Genomic DNA, 22,913 nt, shown 5'->3' on the forward strand with positions numbered 1-22,913 from the left:
TTGCTCGGGTAATTGCTAGGTCGTGGTGGGCGCCGGTCTGCTGGCCGGCGCCCGTGCCACGAATCAAACTTCCTCGACGCTGCTCGGCTCACGCCGGGAGAGGTCGATGCCGAGTTCCTCGGCGGCGCGGAACACCTCGTCGTCCGTCTCGCGCATCTCAAGAGCCACACCGTCGCTGGACAGCACCTCGACGTTCAGGCACAGCGACTGCAGCTCCTTGAGGAGCACCTTGAAGGACTCCGGGATGCCCGGCTCCGGGATGTTCTCGCCCTTGACGATCGCCTCGTAGACCTTGACGCGCCCGAGGACGTCGTCGGACTTGATCGTCAGCAGCTCCTGCAGCGCGTATGCCGCGCCGTAGGCCTGCATCGCCCAGCACTCCATCTCACCGAAGCGCTGACCACCGAACTGCGCCTTACCACCCAGCGGCTGCTGCGTGATCATCGAGTACGGGCCGGTGGAGCGGGCGTGGATCTTGTCGTCGACCAGGTGGTTGAGCTTGAGGATGTAGATGTAACCGACCGCGATCGGGTCCGGCAGCGGCTCGCCGGAGCGGCCGTCGAACAGCCGCGCCTTGCCACTGGCACCGATGAGCTGGTTGCCGTCCCGGTTGGGCAGCGTGCTGCTCATCAGGCCGGCGATCTCTTCCTCCTTGGCGCCGTCGAAGACCGGGGTCGCCACGTTGGTGTCCGGCTCGGACTCCCCCGCGTTGATGGCCTTCAGCGCCCGCTTCCACTCGGTGTCGTCACCGTCGATCTTCCAGCCCGTCTTGGCGACCCACCCGAGGTGTGTCTCCAGGACCTGGCCGATGTTCATCCGGCTCGGCACGCCGAGCGGGTTGAGCACGATGTCGACCGGGGTGCCGTCCTCGAGGAACGGCATGTCCTCGACCGGAAGGATCTTGGAGATGACGCCCTTGTTGCCGTGGCGGCCGGCGAGCTTGTCGCCGTCCTGGATCTTCCGCTTCTGGGCCACGTAGACGCGCACCAGCTCGTTGACGCCGGGCGACAGCTCGTCGCCGTCCTCCCGGCTGAACGTGCGCACGCCGATGACCGTGCCGGTCTCGCCGTGCGGCACCTTGAGGCTGGTGTCACGCACCTCGCGGGCCTTCTCACCGAAGATCGCGCGGAGCAGACGCTCCTCCGGGGTCAGCTCGGTCTCACCCTTGGGGGTGACCTTGCCGACCAGGATGTCGCCGGTCACGACCTCGGCGCCGATCCGGATGATCCCCCGCTCGTCGAGGTCGGCGAGCATCTCCTCGCTGACATTCGGGATGTCGCGGGTGATCTCCTCCGGCCCCAGCTTGGTGTCGCGGGCGTCGACCTCGTGCTCCTCGATGTGGATCGAGGTGAGGACGTCGTTCTGCACCAGCTTCTGGGACAGGATGATCGCGTCTTCGTAGTTGTGACCCTCCCAGGGCATGAAGGCCACGAGCAGGTTGCGCCCGAGTGCCATCTCGCCCTCGTCGGTGCACGGACCGTCGGCGATGACCTGCCCCGCCTCGACCCGGTCGCCCTCGAAGATCACCGGCTTCTGGTTGACGCAGGAGCCGGAGTTGGAGCGGCGGAACTTGTGCAGCAGGTAGGTCCGGCGGTGGCCGTCGTCCTGGTGGACCGTCACGTAGTCGGCACACATGTCCTCGACCACGCCGGCGACCTCGGCCACGACCACATCACCGGCGTCGACGGCGGCACGGTATTCCATGCCGGTGCCGACGAGCGGAGCCTCGGCCTTGACCAGCGGCACCGCCTGGCGCTGCATGTTGGCGCCCATGAGTGCACGGTTGGCGTCGTCGTGCTCGAGGAACGGGATCATCGCGGTGGCGACCGAGGTCATCTGCCGCGGCGACACGTCCATGTAGTCGACCTGGTCCGCGGGGACGTTGTCGACCTCACCGCCCTTGCGTCGGACGAGGATGCGGTCCTCGGCGAAGTTGCCGTCGCTCTTGAGCGGAGCGTTGGCCTGCGCCTTGACGTAGCGGTCCTCTTCGTCGGCGGTCAGGTAGTCGATCTGGTCGGTGACCCGGCCGTCGACGACCTTGCGGTAGGGCGTCTCGACGAAGCCGAACGGGTTGACCCGCGCGAACGTCGACAGCGCGCCGATGAGACCGATGTTGGGACCCTCAGGGGTCTCGATCGGGCACATGCGGCCGTAGTGCGACGGGTGAACGTCGCGGACCTCGAAGCCGGCCCGCTCACGCGACAGACCACCCGGGCCGAGCGCACTCAGCCGGCGCCGGTGGGTAAGACCGGCGAGAGGGTTGGTCTGGTCCATGAACTGGGACAGCTGCGACGTGCCGAAGAACTCCTTGATCGCCGCCACGACGGGACGGATGTTGATCAGGGTCTGCGGCGTGATCGCCTCGACGTCCTGGGTGGTCATCCGCTCGCGGACGACGCGCTCCATCCGGGACAGGCCGACACGGACCTGGTTCTGGATGAGCTCGCCGACCGTGCGCAGGCGCCGGTTGCCGAAGTGGTCGATGTCGTCGGCCTCGTAGCCCTCTTCGCCCGTGTGCAGGCGGCAGAGATACTCGACCGTGGCGACGACGTCCTCTTCGGTCAGCACACCCTGGTTGATCGGGAGGTCCAACTCGAGCTTCTTGTTGAACTTGTATCGACCGACCTTGGCGACGTCGTATCGCTTCGGGTTGAAGAAGAGGTTGTCGAGCAGGGTCTGCGCATTCTCCCGCGTCGGCGGCTCGCCAGGGCGGAGCTTGCGGTAGATGTCGAGCAGCGCCTCGTCCTGGCCGGCGATGTGGTCCTTCTCGAGCGTCGTCATCATGAGCTCGGACCAGCCGAACTTCTCACGGATGCGCTCGGCGGACCAACCGATGGCCTTGAGCAGGACGGAGACCGCCTGCCGGCGCTTGCGGTCGATTCGGACACCGACGGTGTCGCGCTTGTCGATGTCGAACTCCAGCCAGGCACCCCGGCTCGGGATGACCTTGACGCTGGTGAGGTCGCGGTCGGAGGTCTTGTCCGGCTGCTTGTCGAAATACACGCCCGGCGACCGGACGAGCTGGCTCACCACGACGCGCTCGGTGCCGTTGATGATGAAGGTGCCCTTGGGCGTCATCATCGGGAAGTCACCCATGAACACCGTCTGGCTCTTGATCTCGCCAGTGGTGTGGTTGGTGAACTCCGCCGTCACGAACAGCGGCGCGCAGTAGGTGAGGTCCTTCTCCTTGCACTCCTCCATGGGAGCCTTGACCTCGTCGAAGCGGGGCGCGGAGAACGACAGGGACATCGTGCCGGAGAAGTCCTCAATGGGACTGATTTCATCGAGGATCTCCGCGAGCCCGGAACGGGCGTGCGGATCACCGGCCGAGCGGCTCTGCCACTTCTCGTTGCCAACCAACCAGTCGAACGAGTCGGTTTGGATGGCAAGGAGGTTGGGAACCTCAAGGTGTTCGGTGATCCTGCCGAAGGAGACCCGGCGGGGAGCGTATGCGCTCGAACTGGTCTTCGCAGGGCGGGAAGCTGCCAAGATGCGTCCTTCCGAGGACCGGTGGTGCAGACAGGCCGTTTCGCGTGCAGCCTGACAACCCCCGATGCAAAGTGCCCACGAAGAGGCACTCCACGCCAGAGGTGAAGTCAGAAGACAGCGCAAACTAGCAGTGTAGCCGAAAGGCTAACCGCTGTCGAGCGGCCCCGTGCACGATGTTTCAACGATCTTTTTGAAGATCGTTGTTCCACCGGCCGAGCCGCTCGCGTCGGTCGAGGCCTGGGGCTCACCGGTCGATGTGCGCTGAACCGGACCCAAGAAGGATCGGGGCACATCAGTCGGGCCACCGGCCGCCGCGTCCGCGGAAAGGCAGTGCCTGATTAGCGTGCCTGCCACCTGGTCATCGCGTCAAGGGTTCCCACGCGCGTCGGGCCACCGTGACGGATATCTCGCACTCCGATCACAAGGTGTTGTGGTGCCCACCCCTAGATCTTGGGTCCTTACATCCACCACATGGCGAAGGGCGGCCGCCGGGATCTGGCGACCGCCCTTCGCTTCGAAGCAGAACTACTTGAGGACGACCTTGGCGCCCTCGGCCTCGAGCTTGGCCTTGCCCTTCTCGGCGGTCTCCTTGTTGACCTTCTCGAGGACGGCCTTCGGCGCGGCCTCGACGAGGTCCTTCGCCTCCTTGAGGCCCAGGCCGGTCAGCTCACGCACGACCTTGATGACCTGGATCTTCTTGCCACCGTCACCCTCGAGGACGAGGTCGAACTCCGACTGCTCCTCCTTCTCCTCCACCACGGCGGCGGGGCCGGCGGGGCCGGCCGCGACGGCGACGGCAGCGGTGACGTCGAAGGTGGTCTCGAACTCCTTGACGAACTCGGAGAGCTCGATCAGGGTCATCTCCTTGAACGCGTCCAGGAGTTCCGTGGTGCTCAGCTTCGCCATGTTGGCGTTCCTTTCGAAAAAGTGATGTGGAGCACGGGCCTATTCGGCCGCGCTGCCGGATTCCTGGGCGCTGCCCGATTCCTGTTCGCGCTTGTCGGCCAGGGCCTGGACGGTGCGGGCAGCCTTCGACAGCGGCGCCTGGAACAGCGCGGCGGCCTTGGACATGGTGCCCTTCATCGCGCCGGCCAGCTTGGCCAGCAGCACCTCACGGGACTCCAGGTCGGCCAGGCGACGGACCTCGTCCGCGCTGATGGCCTTGCCCTCGAAAACGCCGCCCTTGATGACGAGCAGCGGGTGGGCCTTCGCGAACTCGCGGAGGCTCTTCGCCGCCTCGACAGGGTCGCCGGAGACGAAAGCGAGCGCGGTAGGACCGGAGAACAAATCGTCGAGTCCGCTGATGCCCGCGTCGGTCGCGGCACGCTTCGCGAGCGTGTTCTTCGCGACGGCGTACGTGGTCTCGCGGCCCAGGTTGCGACGCAGGGTCTTGAGCTGCGCCACGGTCAGGCCGCGGTACTCGGTCAGCACGGTGGCCGTCGAGCCCCGGAAGTTCTCGGTGAGCTCCGCGACCGCAGTGGCCTTGTCATCTCGAACCGGCTTGTCCGCCATGTCCCTCCTCTCTCTTGCTACGGGTGCTGGCCACGCTCTCGGGCCTGCCCGCGGCAACGAAAAACGCCCCGGCGCAGGGGCGCACGGGGCGGAGCGACATCAGTCGGCAGCGCTTGTCCGGCCCTGCGCGGGTCGCCTGCGTTGACGCAGGACCTTCGACATCCGCTCACGCGGATATGACCAGCGGTCTTCGGGTTTCGGATGGAACTGTACTTGACAGGTTTGATATGGCCAAATCACGGCCGGTCGCGGCGCAGCCGGACGTAGGCGGCGACGGCGACCGCGGCCCAGGCGAGGCCCCAGACGGTGGTGACGGCCACATGGGTCAGATCCGTGCCGCCGACCGTGTCCCGGGCCGCCGTCATCAGCGGCGGGGCCAGCCACGGCGCTGGCGAGCGCTTCAGGCCCAGCACGATCGCCATGACCACGCCGCCGACGAGGATCGCCAGGCCGCGGGCCGCCTGACCGGACACCGCGCGGCCGGCGAGAGCGCCGAGGCCGACCGCGGGCAGGAGCAGCAGCAGGTGCGCCCAGACGCCCAGGGCGACGCCCTCGGCGATGGGAGGGTCCTGCGGGCCGGGTGTGGTCACGCCGCCGACGAGCCACGGCAGGACCATGGCGACCAGGATCACGGGCAGGCCGGCGAGGAGGGCCGCGACGAGGCCGGCGGCGGTCTCCCGGGCCGCGCCGACGGCGACCCGGCCGAGCCGGCGCTGCACGTCGGGCTCCACGTCCAGCAGGATCTTGGTCTGCCACGCGAGGACGGCGAACAGGACGGCGGCGGACACGCCGTAGGCCTCGCCCGCCTGGGCCTGGCCTCCGCCGTACAGGACGGACAGCACGACCAGCGCGGCCAGCAACGGTGCCGCGGCCCGGCCCGTCTGCAGGAACCCCGCGAGCCGCATGCGGACGAGTCCGGTCACCGCTCCTCCCGTACGCCGAGGACGTCGAACCCGTCGGCGCGCAGCTTCGCCAGGGCCCGCTCCGCGTGCGCGGCGGCGACCGCCAGCTCGATGATCCTGCGGCTCGTCCTCGGCCGCTCCCCCTCGGCGACCCGGCCGTCGCGGACGTGCCAGCGGCGGGCGTCCGGGAGGCGGGAGACCTCACCGAGGTGGTCGCTGATGAGGACGGAACCGCCGCGGCCGACGACGTCGGCGACGATCGCGGGGACCTGCTCGCGGGTCCGGGCGTCCAGGCCCTCCCACGGTTCGTCGAGGACGAGCAGGCCCGGTGGGTGCAGCAGCGCCTGCACGAGACCGACCTTCTGGGCGGAGCCCTTGGAGAGGCGGCTCAGGCGTACATCCAGGAACCCCGCGAAATCGAGGCGGTCGGCCCACTCGTCGATCTTCTGTGCCGGGGCGTTCCGGACGGCGGCCATATGGGTCAGGTACGCCCGGGCGGTGAACGGCTGATCGGCGGGGAACCGCTCCGGGACCCAGCCCACGACGGCCGGGCGGCCCGTCACGGTGCCCCTGCCGGGCCTCAGGACGCCGGCGGCGAGCTGGAGGAGGGTCGACTTGCCGGAGCCGTTGGGGCCGAGCACGACGGCGGTCTCACCAGGTCCGAGCGCCAGATCGACGTTGCTGAGGGTCCAGGCCGCCTTGCGGGCGTACCGGAACCAGACGTCCTGCAGGTGCACGCCCCGAACATAGACGAAGGCGGGCACCCGCCGGGTGCCCGCCTTCGTTCGTCCCGCTTTACTCGGCTTTACTCGGCCGCGTTCGCGTCGTCCTCGAGGAGGTTGCGCGTACGGTTCGGGTCGACCGGGATGCCGGGGCCCATGGTGGTGGTGATGAAGATCTTCTTCAGGTACTTGCCCTTGGCCGCGCTCGGCTTGGCCCGGTTGACCTCGTCGAGGACCGCCGCGTAGTTCTCCACCAGCTGCTGCTCGGAGAAGCTCGCCTTGCCGATGATCAGGTGCAGGTTGGAGTGCTTGTCCACCCGGTAGGTGATCTTGCCGCCCTTGATCTCGTTGACCGCCTTGGTGACGTCCATCGTGACCGTGCCCGTCTTCGGGTTCGGCATCAGGCCGCGCGGGCCCAGGATCCGCGCGATCCGGCCGATCTTGGCCATCTGGTCGGGGGTGGCGATCGCCGCGTCGAAGTCCAGCCAGCCTTCCTGGATCCGGGCGACGAGCTCGTCGGTGCCCACCGCGTCGGCGCCGGCGGCCTCGGCCTCGGCGGCCTTCGGACCCTGCGCGAAGACGATGACGCGGGCGGTCTTACCGGTGCCGTGCGGCAGGTTGACCGTGCCACGGACCATCTGGTCGGCCTTGCGGGGGTCGACGCCCAGCCGCATGGCCACCTCGACGGTGGGGTCGAACTTGACCGTCGTGGTCTGCTTCGCCAGCTTCACGGCGGCGACGGGGCTGTACAGCGCGTTGCGGTCGACAAGGTCCGAGACCTTGCGGTAGTTCTTGCCGTGCTGCGACATGTCGCTTTACTCCTGTGGTGATCGTGCGGGCGCTTCTGTTGAGCGCCCTCCCACGGTGATCGGGTTCGGCTTTTGCGTCTCGCCGGCGTCGGCCTTCTCAGCTTCGGCTTCTCAGCTCCGGCTTTTCAGCTTTGGCCTTCTCAGGTCCGGCCTTTCGGCTTCGGCGCTTCGGCTCCGGCCTTTCGGCTCCGGCCAGGGCTGACTTCGTCAGTCCTTGACGACGATGCCCATGGAGCGGGCGGTGCCGGCGATGATCTTCTCGGCCTGCTCGATGTCGTTGGCGTTGAGGTCCGACATCTTCTTCTCGGCGACCTCGCGCAGCTGGGCCTTGGTGATCGAGCCCACCTTGTCCTTCTGCGGCACGCCGGAACCCTTCGGCACGCCGGCGGCCTTGAGCAGCAGGCGGGCGGCGGGCGGGGTCTTGAGGATGAACGTGAACGTCCGGTCCTCGTAGACGCTGATCTGCGCGGGGATGATGTCGCCGCGCTGGGACTCCGTCTGGGCGTTGTACGCCTTGACGAACTCCATGATGTTCACACCGTGCTGACCGAGCGCGGGGCCGACCGGCGGCGCCGGAGTGGCCTGGCCGCCCGGCAACTGAAGCGTGAAGGTCTTGACGAGCTTCTTCTTCGGAGGCATGGCTGCTTTCGTCTTCCTGGGCTGGAATGATTCGTGCTGATCGGCTTCTTCCGCGGCCCTGCTCTCGCTTGGTGGCCGCAGCGCCTGTCTTTACACACGACTGAGCGCCCGGCACCTGGCCGGACGCTCAAGCGTACCGCAGACGATTTAGATCTTCGTGACCTGGTTGAAGTTGAGCTCCACCGGGGTCTCGCGACCGAAGATCGAGACGAGCACCTTGAGCTTCTGCTGGTCGGCGTTGATCTCGCTGATCGTCGCCTGGAGCGAAGCGAAGGCACCGTCGGTGACCGTGACCGAGTCGCCGACCTCGAAGTCGAGGACCTTGACCTCGGGCTTGCCGGCCTTCTTGCCTTCCTGCTGCACGACCGGCGCGAGCCACTTGAGCACCTCGTCGAGCGACAGCGGCGCCGGGCGGTCCGCCCGGTCGGTCGCTCCGACGAAGCCGGTCACGCCCGGCGTGTTGCGAACGCACGAGTAGGACTCCGCCGTCAGCTCCATCCGGACGAGGATGTAGCCGGGGAAGACCTTGTTCTGCACCTGCGTGCGCTTGCCGTTCTTGATCTCGACCTCTTCACGAGTCGGGACCTCGACCTGGTAGATGAACTCTTCCATGTCGAGACTCGTGATGCGGGTCTCGAGATTCGTCTTGACCTTGTTCTCGTAACCGGCGTAGGAGTGCACCACATACCAGTCACCGGGCGCGAAGCGCAGTGCGGCACGCAGCTCGGCGACGGGGTCCTCGGCGTCGGTCGCCGTCGCCGCCGGCTCGGGGGCCGTGCTCGGCGTGGCGGCCGTCATCACCGTCGACGTTTCCTCGCGCTGCTCGTCGTCGGTCCCGGCGGTCTCGTCGAATTCCTGCACGCTGCTCACTTCCGTCTGTCAAATCTTCGCGTCTGCGGCCGGCCCGCCGTGACTACTCCGTTTTGTTTCCGAAGGTCCAGAGGACGCCCTTGGCGAACACGTAGTCGAGTCCGCCCACGATCGTCAGCATCACGATCACGAACACGACGACGACGACCGTGTAAGTGGTCAGCTCCTTGCGGGTCGGCCAGATCACCTTACGCAGTTCGGCGACAACCTCGCGGACGAAGTTGATGAGCCGCACGAAGATGTTGTTCGAGCCACCCTCTTTGACCTTGGTCTTCTTGTTGTCCGACTCTTTGACGTCCTTGGACTTCGACTTCACGTCCTTGGACTTCGTCAGGACCGGCTTGCCGTCGGCGTCCTCGTCATCGGCGTCCGTCTCGAGGTCGTCGTCGAGCTCATCGAGCTCGTCGGCGAACTCTTCCTCGATGGCCGCGTCCTCGGCGCTGAGCTCCTCGTCACGGCGATCGTCGGCGGGGTCGGTCCCGCGTCGCCTGCGTTCGGCCACTTTCGCCCTCTTCCGTGATCTCGCGAGTGCTCGGTCCGATGAGTGGCCCGCGGATCCGCCCAACCAGGCCACCGGCGATGAGCCGGCAGCACTCGGCGGGACCAACCCGTGACCGCTGGAGGTTGCGACCCGATCGGCGGATCGGGCACCCCAGACCCAGGTCAGGCCTTCGGCGCAGGGGCGACAGGACTTGAACCTGCAACCTGCGGTTTTGGAGACCGCTGCGCTGCCAATTGCGCCACACCCCTTCGTGGTGATCGCGCCTCCCGGACCCCTCTTCGAGGAGTGCCGAGAGGTTGCTCACCCCACGGGCGACCAGTGTACGGGTTCGGGTGGGATATCCCAACCACCCCCCTCCACCGGGTCGCCTCCTATGCTCTGACCAGGGCTTTCGCGGCGCCGAGAATCTTGTCGCCGTTACACGTGGCGGTGATGTCGATCTGCGTGACACCGTCCTCGCCTACCCGCTTCACGACGCCGCTCACCACGATCTCGGTGCCTTTGTCGTCGTCCGGGACCACCACCGGATTGGCGAACCTGGTGGAGTATTCGACGATCGCCGCGGTGCCACCCACCCAGCACGCCACCGCCTGACCCGCCAGGGCCATCGTCAGCATGCCGTGCGCGATGACACCCGGCAGACCGACCGACGTCGCCACGCGGTCGCTCCAGTGGATCGGGTTGAAGTCCCCGGAGGCGCCCGCATAGCGCACCAGATCGGCGCGGGTCACCTGGAACGTCTGCGGCGGGAAAACGGTGCCGGCTTCCATCTCAGCCCTCCCCACGGACCACGAGGCGGGTCCAGATCGTCACGACGAGCTCACCTTCGACGGTCGACACCTCGTGCCGCGTCGTCAGGAACCCGTGCCCGGCGCGGCTGCTGATCTCCTCCACCGCCATCACCGTCACCAGGTGGTCGCCGGCGACGATCGGCCGCTCATACCGGAACGTCTGCCCACCGTGCACCACCCGGCTGTAGTCCAGCCCGAACGACTGGTCCTCGACCAACTGCTGCCCGGCGTTCTGACTCAGGATGATCGCGAACGTGGGCGGTGCGATCACGTCCTTGTAGCCCTTGGCGCGCGCCTCGGCGAGATCCCGGTGCACCGGGTCGCTGGCGCTGACCGCGTCGGCGAACTCCCGGATCTTCTCCCGGGCGACCTCATACGGCGGGGTCGGCGGATACACCCGGCCCATGAACGACTGATCCAACGGCATGCTGTGCAACTTTACCGCTGGCACGAAAAAGCCCCGGCCGTGGGCCGGGGCTTCGTCGTCAGCTGATTATCGCGTCTCGCGGTGCACGGTGTGCTTGCCGTCCCGGGGGCAGAACTTCTTCAGCTCGATGCGGTCCGGGTCGTTGCGGCGATTCTTCTTCGTGATGTAGTTCCGCTCTTTGCACTCCGTGCACGCCAGCGTGATCTTCGGACGAACGTCGGTCGCCTTGGCCATGGCGAAGTGCCTTCCTTCAGAGCGGGGTTCAGGTCCAGCGAACGAGCATAGCGGCTCACACTGGCAGTCGCCGAATCGGCGACCTCTGTGGTGCGTCTGTAGCGGTGGCCGGACTTGAACCGGCGACACAGCGATTATGAGCCGCTTGCTCTACCATCTGAGCTACACCGCCGCGGCGGACTCGATGACTCAAGCCCGGTCTCTCGAGCCCCCTTACGGAATCGAACCGTAGACCTTCTCCTTACCATGGAGACGCTCTGCCGACTGAGCTAAGGGGGCGCAACCCGTGCCATCTGGCACATGCGCTCGCTAAGCGTACACGGCCCCCGCCGCGGTGCGAAATCGACTTCCCCGAAGTGGTGTTGTCGCAGCTTGCGGCCTTCTTCCGGCGTGTCCCACCGGGTCACTGGCGCCGGCCGGCCCGGCGCCTTCCCCCACCGCCGTCTTGATCGGATGCCGGATCCGGTTGCCATCACGACCAGATCCGGCCGTTGATCACACGGCGCTGTTCATGGGGCGCCTTCTGGGGCCCGCGAGGGCTTCAGAACTGCCGGAGTAGAAGCTGGGCCTGCGGCGGCCCAGAGAGCCCCCTCAGGGCCTTCAGATCCGCCGCATTTGACCCATTGCCGGCCTACGTGTGTAGGCCGACGGGCGCCTCAGAGGCGTCAGATTGACCCTGCGGGGCCGGATCGGACGAAGCCCCCCCGTGCACACAACCCGCACGCCCTGGACGGCATGTGGTCACCGTCCAAGCCGTGTTCGGGCGAGGCTGATGAGCCCACTGTCGCGCGACCCGGCGCCGTTCGCCGCTGCTCATGATCTGTGAAGACCTGTGGTCGCCCTGGCGACAAGATCTCTTCCGGATCACGGGAAAGAGGTGAGAGTCGATTGCTGGACCGGATGGTGCCACGCCCCGCCGCCGCCAGGGTGGAAGCCGAGCAGTCGAGCCCGATGCCGTCGGTGACATCGGCATACAGGACGACGCACGTCCAGTCGCGCAGTGTCGGGTCGGCGAGGTCGAGGCGCCGAACTTGGCCGGCACCGCCTTGATCGAAGGACAGGTCCGGCTGCCATCGCGGCCAGATGTGACTGTTGATCACGACGCGGCCATGCACCCACCCCGTTGCCGGGCAGGGCACGGAGACGCTGCGGGCGGCGCCACAGTGGGGAGTGGACGCACCACGGAAGGCACCGCAGTGGATCGCGGAGTCGCTGCGGGCGGCACCGCGGTAGGGCGCACCGGCGCTTCGGCACGCCACGGTAGGCGCGGAAGCTCCCGGGCGGCACCGCGGGCGGGCAACTGCAGGCGGCGGGAGAGGGAAGGCCGTCCACGGCCTGACCGGCGGCTGGCGGGAGTGTCCTGTGTCAAGCCGTTCTTGTTTGATCTTGTTGTAGGAGGGTTTGGAGGGCGTTGTGGCGTGCCGGGGCGGCCTTACGGCACGGCGCGCAGCCAGCGGACCTCGCCGGCGGGGGCGACGGTGGGGTCGGCGTCGGCCTGGATCTGGAGCCAGGACTCGAAGCGTTCGTAGGGCAGCGCGCGGCTGAACAGGAAGCCCTGGCCCATGTCGCAGTGCATGTCTTCGAGCAGGCCGAGTGTGAGTTCGCTCTCAACGCCCTCGGCGACCACGGCTAACCCGAAGTGGCGGGCCATGTCGACGACGGTGCGCACGATCGCCAGGTCGCTGGGGGCGGTGGCCATGCCCTGGACGAAGGTACGGTCGATCTTGACCTCTTGGACGGGCAGTCGGCTGAGGTCGGCGAACGAGGAGCGGCCGGCGCCGAAGTCGTCGACGGAGAGCCGGATGCCGAGGTCGCGGAGGCGCTTCAGGGCGGGGATGCCGCGGCCGCTGGCGAGCAGCTCCTCCTCCGACAGCTCCAGGATGATCCGGTCGGCGGGGACGCCGTGCTCCTCCAGCAGCTCCGACACCTGGAGTGGGAAGTCTGCGTCGTTGAGGGTGCGGACCGAGATATTGACCGCGACGGTGAGCGAACGGCCGGCGTCGGACCATTCGCGGGCCCGGCGGATGCCTTCGCGGAGGACGACGCCGTTGAGCCGGGAGAGTTGGCCCGTGTGCTCGGCGACGGAGACGAAGTCGGGCGTGGCGACCAGGCCGTGCACCGGGTGCTCCCAGCGGGCCAGGCACTCGACGCCGACGAGCCGGCGGTCCTTGAGGGCGACCTTGGGCTGGAAGTAGACCTCAAGCTCGCCGGTGTTGAGCGAGGCCTCGAGATCGCCGGCGAGCCCCACGCGCCGCACGGACCGTGACTGCAGGCCTGCGTTGAACAGCTGGACGATCCCCCGCGACTTCGCCACGTAGGTGGCCACGATGGCCCGCTGGAGCAGCGCCTCGGGCTCCGAACCGTGGTCGGGGTAGATCGAGACGCCGACGTTGGTGTCGACGTCGACGGTGAGCGTGTCGATGACCATGCGGTCGCGCAGGCCGGCGCGCAGGGTATCGGCGACCGTGACGGCGGCGTCGGCGCTCGCGGTGCGCAGCTCGACGGCGAACTCGTCGCCGCCGACCCGGGCCACCAGCGCGCCCTGCGGCGCCAGGTCTCGCAGCCGGCGGGCGACCTGGACGAGCACCTCGTCGCCGGCGTCGTGGCCGAGCGAGTCGTTGACCTCCCGGAGCGCGACCACGTCGAACAGCAGCACCGCGACGACCTCGCGCGGGCCGCGGCCGGTCATCGCCTCGCCGAGCGCCCCGAGCATCCGCCGCCGGTTGGCGAGGCCGGTGAGCGCGTCGTGGTTGGCGTCGAACTGGAGCCGGTCGACCAGGCGGCTGTTCTCCACCGCGGCACTGACCTGCACCGACAGCGTTTCGAGCAGCTGGACCTCGTCCTTGCCGAAGGCGACGTTCTCGCCGAGCCGCCCGGCGACCTCCAGTGTGCCGATCGCGATGCCGCTCGAGCGCAGCGGCACCACGATGACGTCCTTGACGCGGGCCTCCTGCAGCGCGGACTGGAGCTCCGGCGGGCCCGCCTTCGGCCCGGCGACAACGGTCTTGCCGGAGCGCATCGCCAGCTGCCGGAACAGGTCGGGCGTCGTGGCGCTGTCGAGCAGACCCGGATAGTCCAGCCGCGCGGACAACAGCACCTCGTGGTGACGGCCGTGCTCGGGCAACCACAGCGTGGCCGAGTCGGCGGCGACCAGGGCTCGCACCCGTCCCAGCAGCACGTCGGGCAGCGTGCCGTCGTGGTTGGTCGCCGCGATGTCCCGGGTCAGCGCATACATCTCGGTCAGGCTGCGGTGCTGGCGGAAGAACTGGGAGTAGGACCGGTAGAGGACGCCGAGCACGATGGCCAGGGCGACCAGCAGCAGGCCGCCCCACCGGCTGGCCTCCAGCGTCAGCAACATCAGCAGGCCGAGCACGATGTTGACACCGATGACGGCGAACCCGATCAGCGACGACTTCAGGAAGTGCGACAGCTGATTGACGCCCTGCAGCAGCACCATCACGCCGGCGATCGCTGTCACGGCGACCACGTTGCCGGCGAAGACCGCAGCGGCGAGCACCAGCCAGGTGACCGGCGACTCGTTCACGCCGAGCCCGAACTGGAAGACGATGAGATTGGCGGTGGCGATGCTCGCGAAATGGCTGGCCGTGTTGAAGGCCAGCTTGTGCGGTCCGAGCCGGACGCCGGCGACATTCCAGATCAGGCCGGCGCCGACCCGCACGAAGATGGCCAGCCAGGGCGAGAGGTAGAACAGCGCGAGGACGACCGGGATGTCGTCCATCCGTGTCGTGAACGCCTGGCGCCGGATGTCGAACCGCAGTGCCAGGGGTGTCGCCAGGGCGGCCAAGGCCAGCAGGCCCAGCGCATAGCCGAACTTATGGTCAGTCGGTTGCGGCTTTTCGGAGAGCAGGATCGGCAGCGACAGCAGCGCGCCGAAGAGTAAGAGCGGGCCGGTGATCAGCCACGAGTGCGCGTCAGAGCGGCTGACTGGAACTTTTGGCGCTGGCACCCGCTCCCCAATCGTTCGGGCAAGGAGCCTGGCGGGCGTGAAAGCCCGGGCCTAGCTCCAGTCGAAGCCCTCAGTGGCGAACAACTGCGGACCGGCCACGCTCGGCTGCAGATTCTGCGCAAAACTGGTCAAACGAACCGATGCTGCACCGGCGGCGACCACGTCTGCGTGCGCTACGGCCGCTGACACGCCTAAAGCGAGCGCGCCCATGCCGACCGTCACCGCCAATCGGACCATCCATCGACCAAGCGTCGTCTCACGCATGTGTAGCTCCTATGCGATCTCAGTGACCTCAGGCCCTGTATGGATACCCACGATCCTGCCACAGCCAACACCTCAAACGACAGTGCGACGGCCAGGATGACGCGCCCGCCCGGAAGAATCGACCTTTCGGCCGATTCCAGGAGTGGCGGTCCGGCCATATCAGCTTGCCTGATCAAGATCTGGCGCAACTTTTCCGCGCCTCCGGGAGTCAGACTTCGCCATCTTCCGCTTCCTGACGGACGGGACCGCCGCGTCGCCGATCTCGCGCCAGCCCGTCTCGGCTTCGATGACCGCGGACTCCACCCAGACGACCGCGTCGTGCTCGGAATCGAAGGCCCGCACCCGCTGCCGCCCCCCGGGCCCGCTGCGGCGGAGCTCCACCTGCCACCGGCCGTCGGCCGCGTTGCGCACGAAGACGTCCCGTCGCACGAGCCGGGACCACCGCCCGTTCCACCACTGCCGCTCGTTCATGGGTCCATCTTAGAACGGGTGTACGACAATTTCGGGCCTTCATGGACGGGCCTCAACCCGTAGCGTGCCTACATGTGGCGACGTCGAGGAGGCCGAACCGCCGGGCGGACCGATCATGGCGGAGACTTCGCCACGCATCTGCCGCGACGGGTGAGACCGGGCGGACCGACGAGAGAGGGCCGCCACCGGGTTTCCCCTGGTAGCGGCCCTCTCTGCACTGCCGGTGGCGGGTAGAGGATTCGAACCTCTGTAGCTTTCGCGACGGATTTACAGTCCGCTCCCATTGGCCGCTCGGGCAACCCGCCTGGCGGAAGCAAGAATAGCGGTACGCCCCGGGGGCAACGCAAACGGGTACCCTCGGCGCGTCCGTAACCGCCAACCGACCGCACCACAGGAGCATCTGCCATGGCTTCGGCACCCTCGTTCGACATCGTCAGCAAGGTCGACCGGCAGGAGGTCGACAACGCGCTCAACCAGGCCGACAAGGAGCTGGGGCAGCGGTTCGACTTCCGCGGCACCGGCGCTGAGATCAAGTGGGCCGGGGAGGAGACGGTCAGCCTCCAGGCGGAGACCGAGGAGCGCGTGGTCGCGGCCCTCGAGGTCTTCAAGGAGAAGCTGGTCAAGCGCAACATCTCGCTCAAGTCCCTCGACGCCGGTGAGCCGCGCGCGTCCGGCAAGACGTACAAGATCGATGCCAAGATCGTGCAGGGCATCGAGTCGGACAAGGCGAAGGAGATCTCCAAGAAGATCCGCGACGAGGGGCCGAAGGGCATCCAGGCGCAGATCCAGGGCGATCAGCTGCGCGTGACCGGCAAGAAGAAGGACGACCTGCAGGCGGTCATCACCCTGCTCAAGGGCGAGGACTTCGGCATCGCCCTGCAGTTCACGAACTACAGGTGACCGCTCAGTCCCGGCGCGCCGGTGGGCGGCGCTCGGGATGCTCCGGGGTCTCCTCGGCGCGGATCAGCACGAAACTGTCGGTGTCACAGATCTCGGTGTCGGGCTCTTCCCGGTGATCGGGGTCTGCGAGCACGGCGTGGATCGGCAATGCCATGAGGCGTGACCATACACGGACGTGCTTCCGGCATCACTCATGTGAGTGACCGCCCTGGCTCAACTGAGTGATGCTTGTGTGGCGGCCCGCGCGATCGAACCGCGCGGGTTGCCCGCCACCAGCGCGGCGAACGCGACGGCCGTGCCGGCCAGCAGAAACGCCCAGACGACACCGCCGGGGCGGTCGACGACCAGGCCCATCGCGGCGACGCCGGCGGCGCTGGAGGCGACCGAGACGGTCACCAGCCAGGTGTACGCCTCGTTGAGCATCGAGCCCGGCACGATCTGCCCGACGAGCGAGTTCTGCACCGTGAGGGCCGGCGCGATGGTGGCGCCACCGACGACGAGCGCGATGCCGAGCGCCGGCGCGCTGGGCATGGCGGCGAGGACCAGGATGCTGGCGGAGACCCCGGCGAGCAGCCAGCCGAGCCGTCCCGGCGGCCGGGTGCCGAAGTAGAAGCCGCTCAGTGCGCTGCCGATCCCCCACACGCCGAGCAGCAGCCCGCCGACGCCTTCCGGGTTGTTCTCGACGTACGCGGTGGCGTACGCCGGTACGGTGACCCCCATCCCGCCGAACGCGAAGCCGAGGCCGAACGCGGTCACCAGCAGGGGCACGAAGCCGGGCACCCGTAGCGGGCCGAGGCCCTTGGCGTGGGCGTGGTCGGCGTGCCGGCGCCACGACCGGATGGCCCGGCCGCGGGCGACGACCAGCGTGCCGAGCAGGGTGATGCCGGCGGCGGCGCCGAGCGCGACCGCGGGTTGCCACAGCACGACGCACAGCGCGACCAGCATCGGCCCGGCCACGAAGACGACCTCGAACAGCGCCGTCTCGGCGGCGAGGGCCACGACCCGCACATGCGGCAGGTCGGCGGTCAGCGCGTTCCAGGTGCCCCGCACCGCGGCGGTCAAGGGCGGGAACGTCGCTCCGGCGAGCACCGCCGTGCCGACGATGACGGGCAACGGAGAATGCCGCTGCGCGACCATGATCAGCGCCACGAGGGCCAGGGGGTGCGCGACGCCGGTGACGATCAGGACCGGACCCGGGCCGATCCGGTCGGCGAGCCGTCCGGCGATCGGGCTGGCCGCCGCGCCGGCGAGGGCATACACGGCGCAGGCGGCCGCGGCCTGTGCGTACCGGCCGGTCGTCTGTTGCAGGAGCAGCAGCAGTGACAGCGAGACCATGCCGATGCCGAGCCGGGCGAGCACCCCGACGACCAGCAGGACAGGCGCGCCGGGGAGCCGCCACACCGCCGCGTACTGCCGCAACGCACTGCCTCATTTCGCAACCGGGTAACGGGTGAAGAGCCTGCCGATCCTAACGGCAGGCTCCCGTCACCCGGTCGGAATTTCGCGTCAGCGGCGCGACACGCCCGCCATCTGCTCCAGCCTGGCGACCCGCTGCTCCATCGGGGGGTGCGTCGAGAACAGCGACGCGATGCCGCCGGCCCGGAGCGGGTTGTCGATCATCAGGTGGGCCTGGCTGGCGAGCTGCCCGTCGGCCGGCAGCGGCAGCGCCTGCGTGCCGCGATGAATCTTGCGCAGGGCGCTGGCCAGGGCGAGCGGGTCGGCGGTCAGCTTGGCACCGGACTCGTCGGCCTGATATTCGCGGCTGCGGCTGATCGCGAGCTGGATCACGGTCGCGGCGAGCGGGCCGAGGATGAGCATCAGCAGCAGCCCACCGATCCCCGGACCGTCGTCGTCCGACGAGCCCCCGAGCGGCAGGAAGATCGCGAGCTGCGCCAGCATCGTGATCATGCCCCCGAGCGCGCCGGCGACGCTCGAGATGAGGATGTCGCGGTTGTACACGTGTGACAGCTCGTGCCCGATCACGCCGCGCAGCTCGCGCGGGGTCAGGATGCCGAGAATGCCCTGCGTGACGGCCACCGCGGCGTGTCTGGGGTTGCGCCCCGTGGCGAAGGCGTTCGGTTGCATGGTCGGGCTGATGTACAGCCTGGGCATGGGCTGACCGGCCGACGCCGAGAGTTCGCGGACCATCGCATACAGCTCGGGCGCCTGCGCCTCGGTGACCGGCTGCGCGTTCATCGCCCGCAGGGCGAGCTTGTCGGAGTAGAAGTAGCTGAAGGCGTTCATGCCGAGCGACAGGAACACGGCGACGACCAGCCCGGTGCTGCCACCGAGCCAGTAGCCCACGAGCAGGATCAGCGAGGTCAGCAACCCCAGCAGGGCCGCCGTCTTGAGACCGTTGAGATGCCTGTGCTGCATACCTCCTACAACACCGCGGCCCGCTGGACCCCTTCCCAGTGGCGGCTGTGAGCTGGCTGAACGTCGCGTCGCTCAGCTCGGCCGCGGCGGTCCGGACGTCAGGAGCTGAAGAAGGCTGCGAGCTCGAGCACCCCTTGCGGAGCGAACCCGAGCAGCACCGCGAGCACCGCCGCCACCCCGACGGCTACGGCGACAGGCCATCCGACCCGCGCCGGCGCCGGCGGGTCGTGAGGTGCCCGCGCTTCCAGAACTGCCGATGCGGCGACCGCGTCGCCGGCGGCGACGTTGGCTGTGCCGGTTGTGCCGGTTGTGCCGGTTGTGCCGGCTGCGGCGGCTGGGAGCGGCTCGGGAGCGGCGAACAGGGTGGCGACGACCCGGACGTAGTAGGCCAGACCGATGACCGCGTTGATCGCGACGACGATCGCCAGCCACGCCGCGTCGCCGCCCAGCAGGGACCGGACGACGGCGACCTTGGCGAACAGGCCGGCAAGGCCCGGCGGCAGGCCGGCGAGGCCCGTCAGCGCGATCACCAGCACCGCCGCCAGCCATGGCGAGCGGCGGGCGAGGCCGCGGTGGTCGGCGATGTCACCACCGTCGGCGCTGCCGCGGGCCGCGGTGACGGCGGCGAACGCGGCGAACTCGAGCACGACGTAGAAGAGGGCATAGGCGACGGTCGCCGCGACGGCGAGCGCGACCGCCTCCGTGGTGCGGCCGCCGACCGCCAGGAGCGCGCCGAGCGGGGCGAGCAGATAGCCGGCCTGGGCCACCGACGACCAGGCGAGCAGCCGGACCATGCGCCGCTGCCGGAGCGCGACGAGGTTGCCGACCGTCATGCTGAGCACGGCGAGCACCGCCAGGGTCAGGCCCGACGTGGCGAGGACCGGACCCCCGGCGACCACGCCGACGAGCAGCAGCGCGACCACACCGCCGAGCTTCGAGGCCGTCGACAGGTAGGCGGCGACCGGCAGCGGGGCGCCGTCGTAGGTGGCCGGCGCCCAGGCGTGCGCCGGCACGGCGGCGACCTTGAACGCCAGTCCCGCGAGGAACAGCACCACGCCGGCCTTGAGCAGCGGCTCGAACGCGGGCACCGTGGCCCCGGCGCGGGCGATGTCGGCGAGGTGCACACCGCCGGTCGCGGTATAGACGAGGCCCGCGCCGAGCAGCGCCACCGCCGTCGACACGACGCTGACCACGAAGAACGTGACCGCCGCCGACGCGCCCGCGGCGGAGCCGCGCCGGATGCCGACCAGCAGGTACAGCGGCAGGGTAAGCGTCTCGAGCGCCACGACCAGCGTGATCAGGTCGCGGGCACCGCCCAGGACGACGGCGCCGGTCAGTGAGCAGGCCAGCAGGAAGCAGTATTCGCCGACGGGCACCTCGCCGGTCCGCAGCACCGGCACCGACAGCGCGACGGCACCGAGCGCGAGCAGCGCGAACGCGGCGCCGACCGCGGCGGCCGCCGGGTCGGCGACCAGCGAGCACTGGTCCGGCCCGACGCAGAAGGCGGTGCGCTGCCCGGCGTCGCCGAGCCCGAGCCCGACACCGATCGCGGTGGCCGCGGTCGCGAGCATGCCGAACGCGGTCGCCCCGACGACGGCACCCCGCCTGCCCGGCACGAGCAGGTCGACGAGCAGGGCCAGGACGGCGGTGGCCGCAGCCACGTAGGTCGGCAGGAGCGCGATCTGGTCGATCCTCATCGCCCGACCTCCCTGGCCGGCTCACGGCCGACCACCCGGGACGGTGTCCCGGGTAGCGGCTCCTCGGTCGCGGGTCTGCGGAAGAGGGTGGTCATGACCTGGCCGCGCCCGCCGCCAACCCGGCGGCGGCGCGGATCAGCCGCAGCGGCGCCCCCCGACGCACCCCGGTGGACGGTCATCCGCGGACCACACCCGCCGGCACCCCAGCGGCAGCGCGGATCGGCCGCGAACGCGCCACGGCCGGCGGCCATAGGCCGACCCCCGCCAGGGCCTCGACGACAGCGCGGATCAGCCGTGAACACGCCACGGCCGACGGAAGTAGGACGACCCTCGCCGGAGCCTCGGCGGCAGCGCGGATCGGCCGTGAACACGCCACGGCCGGCGCCCATAGGCCGACCCCTGCCAGGGTCTCGACGACGGCACGGATCAGCCGTGAACACGCCACGGCCGGCGGAAGTGGGCCGACCCTCGCCAAGGCCTCGACGGCGCGGGCCGGTCGCGAGGGCGCCCGCGAGTGCGCTGGTGTGGGTGGTCATGGGCTGACCACGCCCGCAAGGGCCTCGGCGGCGGCACGGGAGAAGGCGAGGACGCCGACCGGTGCCACGCCGACGGCGAGGGTGAGGGCGATCAGCGGGGACCAGGCGACCAGCTCGCCCGGACGCAGGCGGCCGGCGGTGGCGCCGAGGACGGCGACCGGTGGGCTGGCCGCGCCGTGGGTGACCCGGCGGAGCAGGCGCAGGAAGTAGGCGGCGGCCAGGGCGGCGCCGACGGCGGCGAGGACGCCGAGGGTGGTCCAGAGGGGACCACCGCGCTCGAAGGCGGCGACGACGGCGAACGCCTCGCCCCAGAAGCCGGCCAGGCCGGGCAGGCCCAGGGAGGCGATGGCGGCGAAGGCGAGGATGCCGCTGAGCGCGGGCGCCGTCTCGCGGAGCCCGCCGAGCTGGGCGAGGTCGCCGGTGTGCGCCCGGTCCTTGATGCCGCCGGCGACGAAGAACAGCAGGCCGGTGACGATGCCGTGGGCGATGTTGCCGATCAGGGCGGCCTGGAAGCCGGTGGCGGTGAGGGTGGCGACGCCGAGCAGGACGAAGCCCATGTGGCCGACGGACGAATACGCGATAAGGCGCTTCAGCTCGGTCTGCGCGAGGCACACGAGCCCGCCGACGATGATGGCGGCGGTGGCGAGGATCCCGAGGACCGGGGCGCTGCGTGCGGCGGCCTCGGGTGCGACGCCGACGGCGACACGGATCAGACCGTAGGTGCCCATCTTCAGCAGCACGCCGGCGAGCACCACCGACCCCACGGTGGGGGCCTCCGTGTGCGCGGCGGGCAGCCAGGTGTGCAGCGGCCAGAGCGGGCTCTTCACCGCGAACGCGGCGGCGAACAGGACGAACGCGAGCAGCTGCACGCCGCCGCGCATCGGGGTGCTGCTCTGCGGATCGGACAGCGCGACGAGGTCGCCGGTGCCGGCCGCGGAGACGACGGTGAAGACGCCGACGAGGAGCAGGACCGAGCCGAACAACGTGTAGAGCACGAACTTGCGCGCCGCGCGGCGACGGTCGGGGCCGCCCCAGACGGCGATCACCGCATACATCGGCAGGAGCACGAGCTCGAAAAACACGAAGAACAGCACCAGGTCGAGGGCCAGGAACACGCCGATGATGCCGACCTCGAGGACGAGCAGCAGCGCCACGAGGAGCCGGCCGCGGCCCGGGTCGGGGACCCGCCACAGGCAATACGCGCAGCAGAGCATCGTCAGCCCGGCGGTCAGCGCGACCAGCGGATAGGAGACGCCGTCGATGCCGAGGTGGAACCGCAGGCTGAGGTCGGGCGCCCAGGGCAGGTCGATCTCGGCCCACGGCGCGATGGGGTTGGCCTTGATCGCTCTGAAGGTCGGGAACTCGCTCGTGGAGCTCGGCGGCGGCCCACCCGGCAGGAACGCGAACACGATGCCGAACGTCGCGGCGGCGAACGCGGTCCCCCCGATCTTCGCGGCCCGGTCCAGCCGGGCCGGCATCCCCGCGGCGAAGAGCGCACCGATCGCCGGCACGATCAGCAGGGCGAGGAGCAGTCCCTGATCGGTGCTCACCAGGACACCCCCAGGAGAGGAACGAACGCCGCGAGGAGCACCGCACCGGACGACCCCGCGGCACGCGACCGTGCGGCGTCCACAGCGGTGGCGACCACTCCGGCAACGCGCGGACGGCCACGGGTTGCTCCGAGACCGGGCAGATCGACCCCGCGAGGCAGGACGGTGGAACGGCCCGGAACGGCGGCGCGGGGCCGGGCCGGGATGAGTGTGGGCGGCTCGGCCGGGTGGCGAGCGGACCGGGACGGAACCGCG

Annotated in this window: 21 protein-coding genes and 4 tRNA genes; 1 reads left to right on the forward strand and 24 read right to left on the reverse strand. The window is 69.3% G+C overall.

All coding sequences use genetic code 11. The annotated features are described in order from the left end of the window. Positions 1-63: 63 nt before the first annotated feature. The 19 genes from ABZS58_RS02320 to ABZS58_RS02410 form a co-directional block, all read right to left on the reverse strand. Positions 64-3,489 carry a DNA-directed RNA polymerase subunit beta gene (locus tag ABZS58_RS02320; RefSeq protein WP_354776666.1) on the reverse strand — a complete coding sequence of 1,142 codons (3,426 nt, stop codon included), beginning with the start codon at positions 3,487-3,489 and terminating at the stop codon, positions 64-66. A gap of 525 nt (positions 3,490-4,014) precedes the next feature. After that, positions 4,015-4,395, reverse strand: a complete 381-nt coding sequence (gene rplL / locus ABZS58_RS02325; RefSeq protein WP_354776668.1) for a 50S ribosomal protein L7/L12 — start codon at positions 4,393-4,395, stop codon at positions 4,015-4,017. A 39-nt stretch (positions 4,396-4,434) separates the two neighbouring features. Continuing rightward, positions 4,435-5,001, reverse strand: coding sequence for a 50S ribosomal protein L10 (gene rplJ / locus ABZS58_RS02330; RefSeq protein WP_354776670.1), 567 nt, complete (start codon positions 4,999-5,001; stop codon positions 4,435-4,437). Between the two features lie 236 nt (positions 5,002-5,237). Then, on the reverse strand, positions 5,238-5,924 hold the full coding sequence (locus ABZS58_RS02335) for a hypothetical protein (protein WP_354776672.1): 687 nt from the start codon (positions 5,922-5,924) through the stop codon (positions 5,238-5,240). Then, positions 5,921-6,640 (reverse strand): ABC transporter ATP-binding protein, encoded by a 720-nt coding sequence (locus ABZS58_RS02340; protein WP_354776674.1) that lies wholly within the window; start codon positions 6,638-6,640, stop codon positions 5,921-5,923. Before ABZS58_RS02340 ends, ABZS58_RS02335 begins: the two co-directional genes overlap by 4 nt. Before the next feature lie 68 nt (positions 6,641-6,708). Then, a complete protein-coding gene (gene rplA / locus ABZS58_RS02345) occupies positions 6,709-7,434 on the reverse strand; it encodes a 50S ribosomal protein L1 (protein WP_354776676.1) in 726 nt (241 codons plus the stop codon). Between the two features lie 207 nt (positions 7,435-7,641). After that, positions 7,642-8,073, reverse strand: a complete 432-nt coding sequence (gene rplK, locus ABZS58_RS02350) for a 50S ribosomal protein L11 (protein WP_203845065.1) — start codon at positions 8,071-8,073, stop codon at positions 7,642-7,644. A 147-nt stretch (positions 8,074-8,220) separates the two neighbouring features. Next, positions 8,221-8,934, reverse strand: coding sequence for a transcription termination/antitermination protein NusG (gene nusG, locus ABZS58_RS02355; RefSeq protein WP_354776678.1), 714 nt, complete (start codon positions 8,932-8,934; stop codon positions 8,221-8,223). Positions 8,935-8,986: 52 nt separating this feature from the next. Further along, a complete protein-coding gene (secE, locus tag ABZS58_RS02360) occupies positions 8,987-9,445 on the reverse strand; it encodes a preprotein translocase subunit SecE (protein WP_354776680.1) in 459 nt (152 codons plus the stop codon). Between the two features lie 175 nt (positions 9,446-9,620). Continuing rightward, positions 9,621-9,693 (reverse strand) — tRNA-Trp (locus ABZS58_RS02365). A gap of 123 nt (positions 9,694-9,816) precedes the next feature. Continuing rightward, on the reverse strand, positions 9,817-10,215 hold the full coding sequence (locus tag ABZS58_RS02370; protein ID WP_354776682.1) for a MaoC family dehydratase: 399 nt from the start codon (positions 10,213-10,215) through the stop codon (positions 9,817-9,819). A gap of 1 nt (position 10,216) precedes the next feature. Beyond that, positions 10,217-10,663: a MaoC family dehydratase N-terminal domain-containing protein gene (locus ABZS58_RS02375; RefSeq protein WP_354776684.1), complete on the reverse strand. Its 447-nt coding sequence runs from the start codon at positions 10,661-10,663 to the stop codon at positions 10,217-10,219. Positions 10,664-10,729: 66 nt separating this feature from the next. Then, complete coding sequence (rpmG, locus tag ABZS58_RS02380) at positions 10,730-10,897, reverse strand: 50S ribosomal protein L33 (protein WP_033357682.1); 168 nt, start codon at positions 10,895-10,897, stop codon at positions 10,730-10,732. Between the two features lie 99 nt (positions 10,898-10,996). Further along, positions 10,997-11,069: transfer RNA gene (locus ABZS58_RS02385), tRNA-Met, on the reverse strand. 34 nt (positions 11,070-11,103) lie between these two features. Next, a tRNA-Thr gene (locus tag ABZS58_RS02390) sits at positions 11,104-11,176 on the reverse strand. 1,153 nt (positions 11,177-12,329) lie between these two features. Further along, positions 12,330-14,864, reverse strand: coding sequence for a bifunctional diguanylate cyclase/phosphodiesterase (locus ABZS58_RS02395; protein ID WP_354776686.1), 2,535 nt, complete (start codon positions 14,862-14,864; stop codon positions 12,330-12,332). Between the two features lie 51 nt (positions 14,865-14,915). Further along, positions 14,916-15,128, reverse strand: a complete 213-nt coding sequence (locus ABZS58_RS02400; RefSeq protein ID WP_354776688.1) for a hypothetical protein — start codon at positions 15,126-15,128, stop codon at positions 14,916-14,918. Between the two features lie 159 nt (positions 15,129-15,287). After that, positions 15,288-15,599: a hypothetical protein gene (locus ABZS58_RS02405; RefSeq protein WP_354776690.1), complete on the reverse strand. Its 312-nt coding sequence runs from the start codon at positions 15,597-15,599 to the stop codon at positions 15,288-15,290. Between the two features lie 224 nt (positions 15,600-15,823). Then, positions 15,824-15,904 (reverse strand) — tRNA-Tyr (locus ABZS58_RS02410). Between the two features lie 100 nt (positions 15,905-16,004). Between ABZS58_RS02410 and ABZS58_RS02415 the strand changes: the two genes are divergently transcribed. Further along, positions 16,005-16,499: a YajQ family cyclic di-GMP-binding protein gene (locus ABZS58_RS02415; protein WP_203845059.1), complete on the forward strand. Its 495-nt coding sequence runs from the start codon at positions 16,005-16,007 to the stop codon at positions 16,497-16,499. A gap of 4 nt (positions 16,500-16,503) precedes the next feature. Here the strand turns inward: ABZS58_RS02415 and ABZS58_RS02420 are convergent, their stop codons facing one another. The 5 genes from ABZS58_RS02420 to ABZS58_RS02440 all read right to left on the reverse strand — a co-directional run bounded on the left by ABZS58_RS02420 (position 16,504) and on the right by ABZS58_RS02440 (position 22,658). After that, a complete protein-coding gene (locus tag ABZS58_RS02420; protein ID WP_354776692.1) occupies positions 16,504-16,653 on the reverse strand; it encodes a hypothetical protein in 150 nt (49 codons plus the stop codon). A gap of 59 nt (positions 16,654-16,712) precedes the next feature. After that, positions 16,713-17,918: an MFS transporter gene (locus tag ABZS58_RS02425; protein WP_354776694.1), complete on the reverse strand. Its 1,206-nt coding sequence runs from the start codon at positions 17,916-17,918 to the stop codon at positions 16,713-16,715. A gap of 87 nt (positions 17,919-18,005) precedes the next feature. Further along, the gene (htpX, locus tag ABZS58_RS02430) at positions 18,006-18,875 is read right to left on the reverse strand and encodes a zinc metalloprotease HtpX (RefSeq protein ID WP_354776696.1); all 870 of its coding nucleotides are present in this window, start codon (positions 18,873-18,875) and stop codon (positions 18,006-18,008) included. A gap of 98 nt (positions 18,876-18,973) precedes the next feature. Further along, complete coding sequence (locus ABZS58_RS02435; RefSeq protein WP_354776698.1) at positions 18,974-20,572, reverse strand: proton-conducting transporter membrane subunit; 1,599 nt, start codon at positions 20,570-20,572, stop codon at positions 18,974-18,976. A gap of 532 nt (positions 20,573-21,104) precedes the next feature. Further along, positions 21,105-22,658, reverse strand: coding sequence for an NADH-quinone oxidoreductase subunit M (locus tag ABZS58_RS02440; RefSeq protein WP_354776700.1), 1,554 nt, complete (start codon positions 22,656-22,658; stop codon positions 21,105-21,107). Positions 22,659-22,913 lie beyond the last annotated feature (255 nt).

Origin of the sequence: Dactylosporangium sp. NPDC005555 (assembly GCF_040605635.1) — a bacterium.
In the GTDB taxonomy this organism is placed as follows: Bacteria; Actinomycetota; Actinomycetes; order Mycobacteriales; family Micromonosporaceae; genus Dactylosporangium.

Excerpts from the sequence above, each read along its gene's own strand:
- rplL (WP_354776668.1), bottom strand. The coding sequence starts at position 4,395 with ATGGCGAAGCTGAGCACCACGGAACTCCTGGACGCGTTCAAGGAGATG.
- rplJ (WP_354776670.1), bottom strand. The coding sequence starts at position 5,001 with ATGGCGGACAAGCCGGTTCGAGATGACAAGGCCACTGCGGTCGCGGAG.
- rplA (WP_354776676.1), bottom strand. The coding sequence starts at position 7,434 with ATGTCGCAGCACGGCAAGAACTACCGCAAGGTCTCGGACCTTGTCGAC.
- rplK (WP_203845065.1), bottom strand. The coding sequence starts at position 8,073 with ATGCCTCCGAAGAAGAAGCTCGTCAAGACCTTCACGCTTCAGTTGCCG.
- ABZS58_RS02370 (WP_354776682.1), bottom strand. The coding sequence starts at position 10,215 with ATGGAAGCCGGCACCGTTTTCCCGCCGCAGACGTTCCAGGTGACCCGC.
- ABZS58_RS02375 (WP_354776684.1), bottom strand. The coding sequence starts at position 10,663 with ATGCCGTTGGATCAGTCGTTCATGGGCCGGGTGTATCCGCCGACCCCG.
- rpmG (WP_033357682.1), bottom strand. The coding sequence starts at position 10,897 with ATGGCCAAGGCGACCGACGTTCGTCCGAAGATCACGCTGGCGTGCACG.
- ABZS58_RS02400 (WP_354776688.1), bottom strand. The coding sequence starts at position 15,128 with ATGCGTGAGACGACGCTTGGTCGATGGATGGTCCGATTGGCGGTGACG.
- ABZS58_RS02405 (WP_354776690.1), bottom strand. The coding sequence starts at position 15,599 with ATGAACGAGCGGCAGTGGTGGAACGGGCGGTGGTCCCGGCTCGTGCGA.
- ABZS58_RS02415 (WP_203845059.1), top strand. The coding sequence starts at position 16,005 with ATGGCTTCGGCACCCTCGTTCGACATCGTCAGCAAGGTCGACCGGCAG.
- ABZS58_RS02420 (WP_354776692.1), bottom strand. The coding sequence starts at position 16,653 with ATGGCATTGCCGATCCACGCCGTGCTCGCAGACCCCGATCACCGGGAA.
- htpX (WP_354776696.1), bottom strand. The coding sequence starts at position 18,875 with ATGCAGCACAGGCATCTCAACGGTCTCAAGACGGCGGCCCTGCTGGGG.
- ABZS58_RS02435 (WP_354776698.1), bottom strand. The coding sequence starts at position 20,572 with ATGAGGATCGACCAGATCGCGCTCCTGCCGACCTACGTGGCTGCGGCC.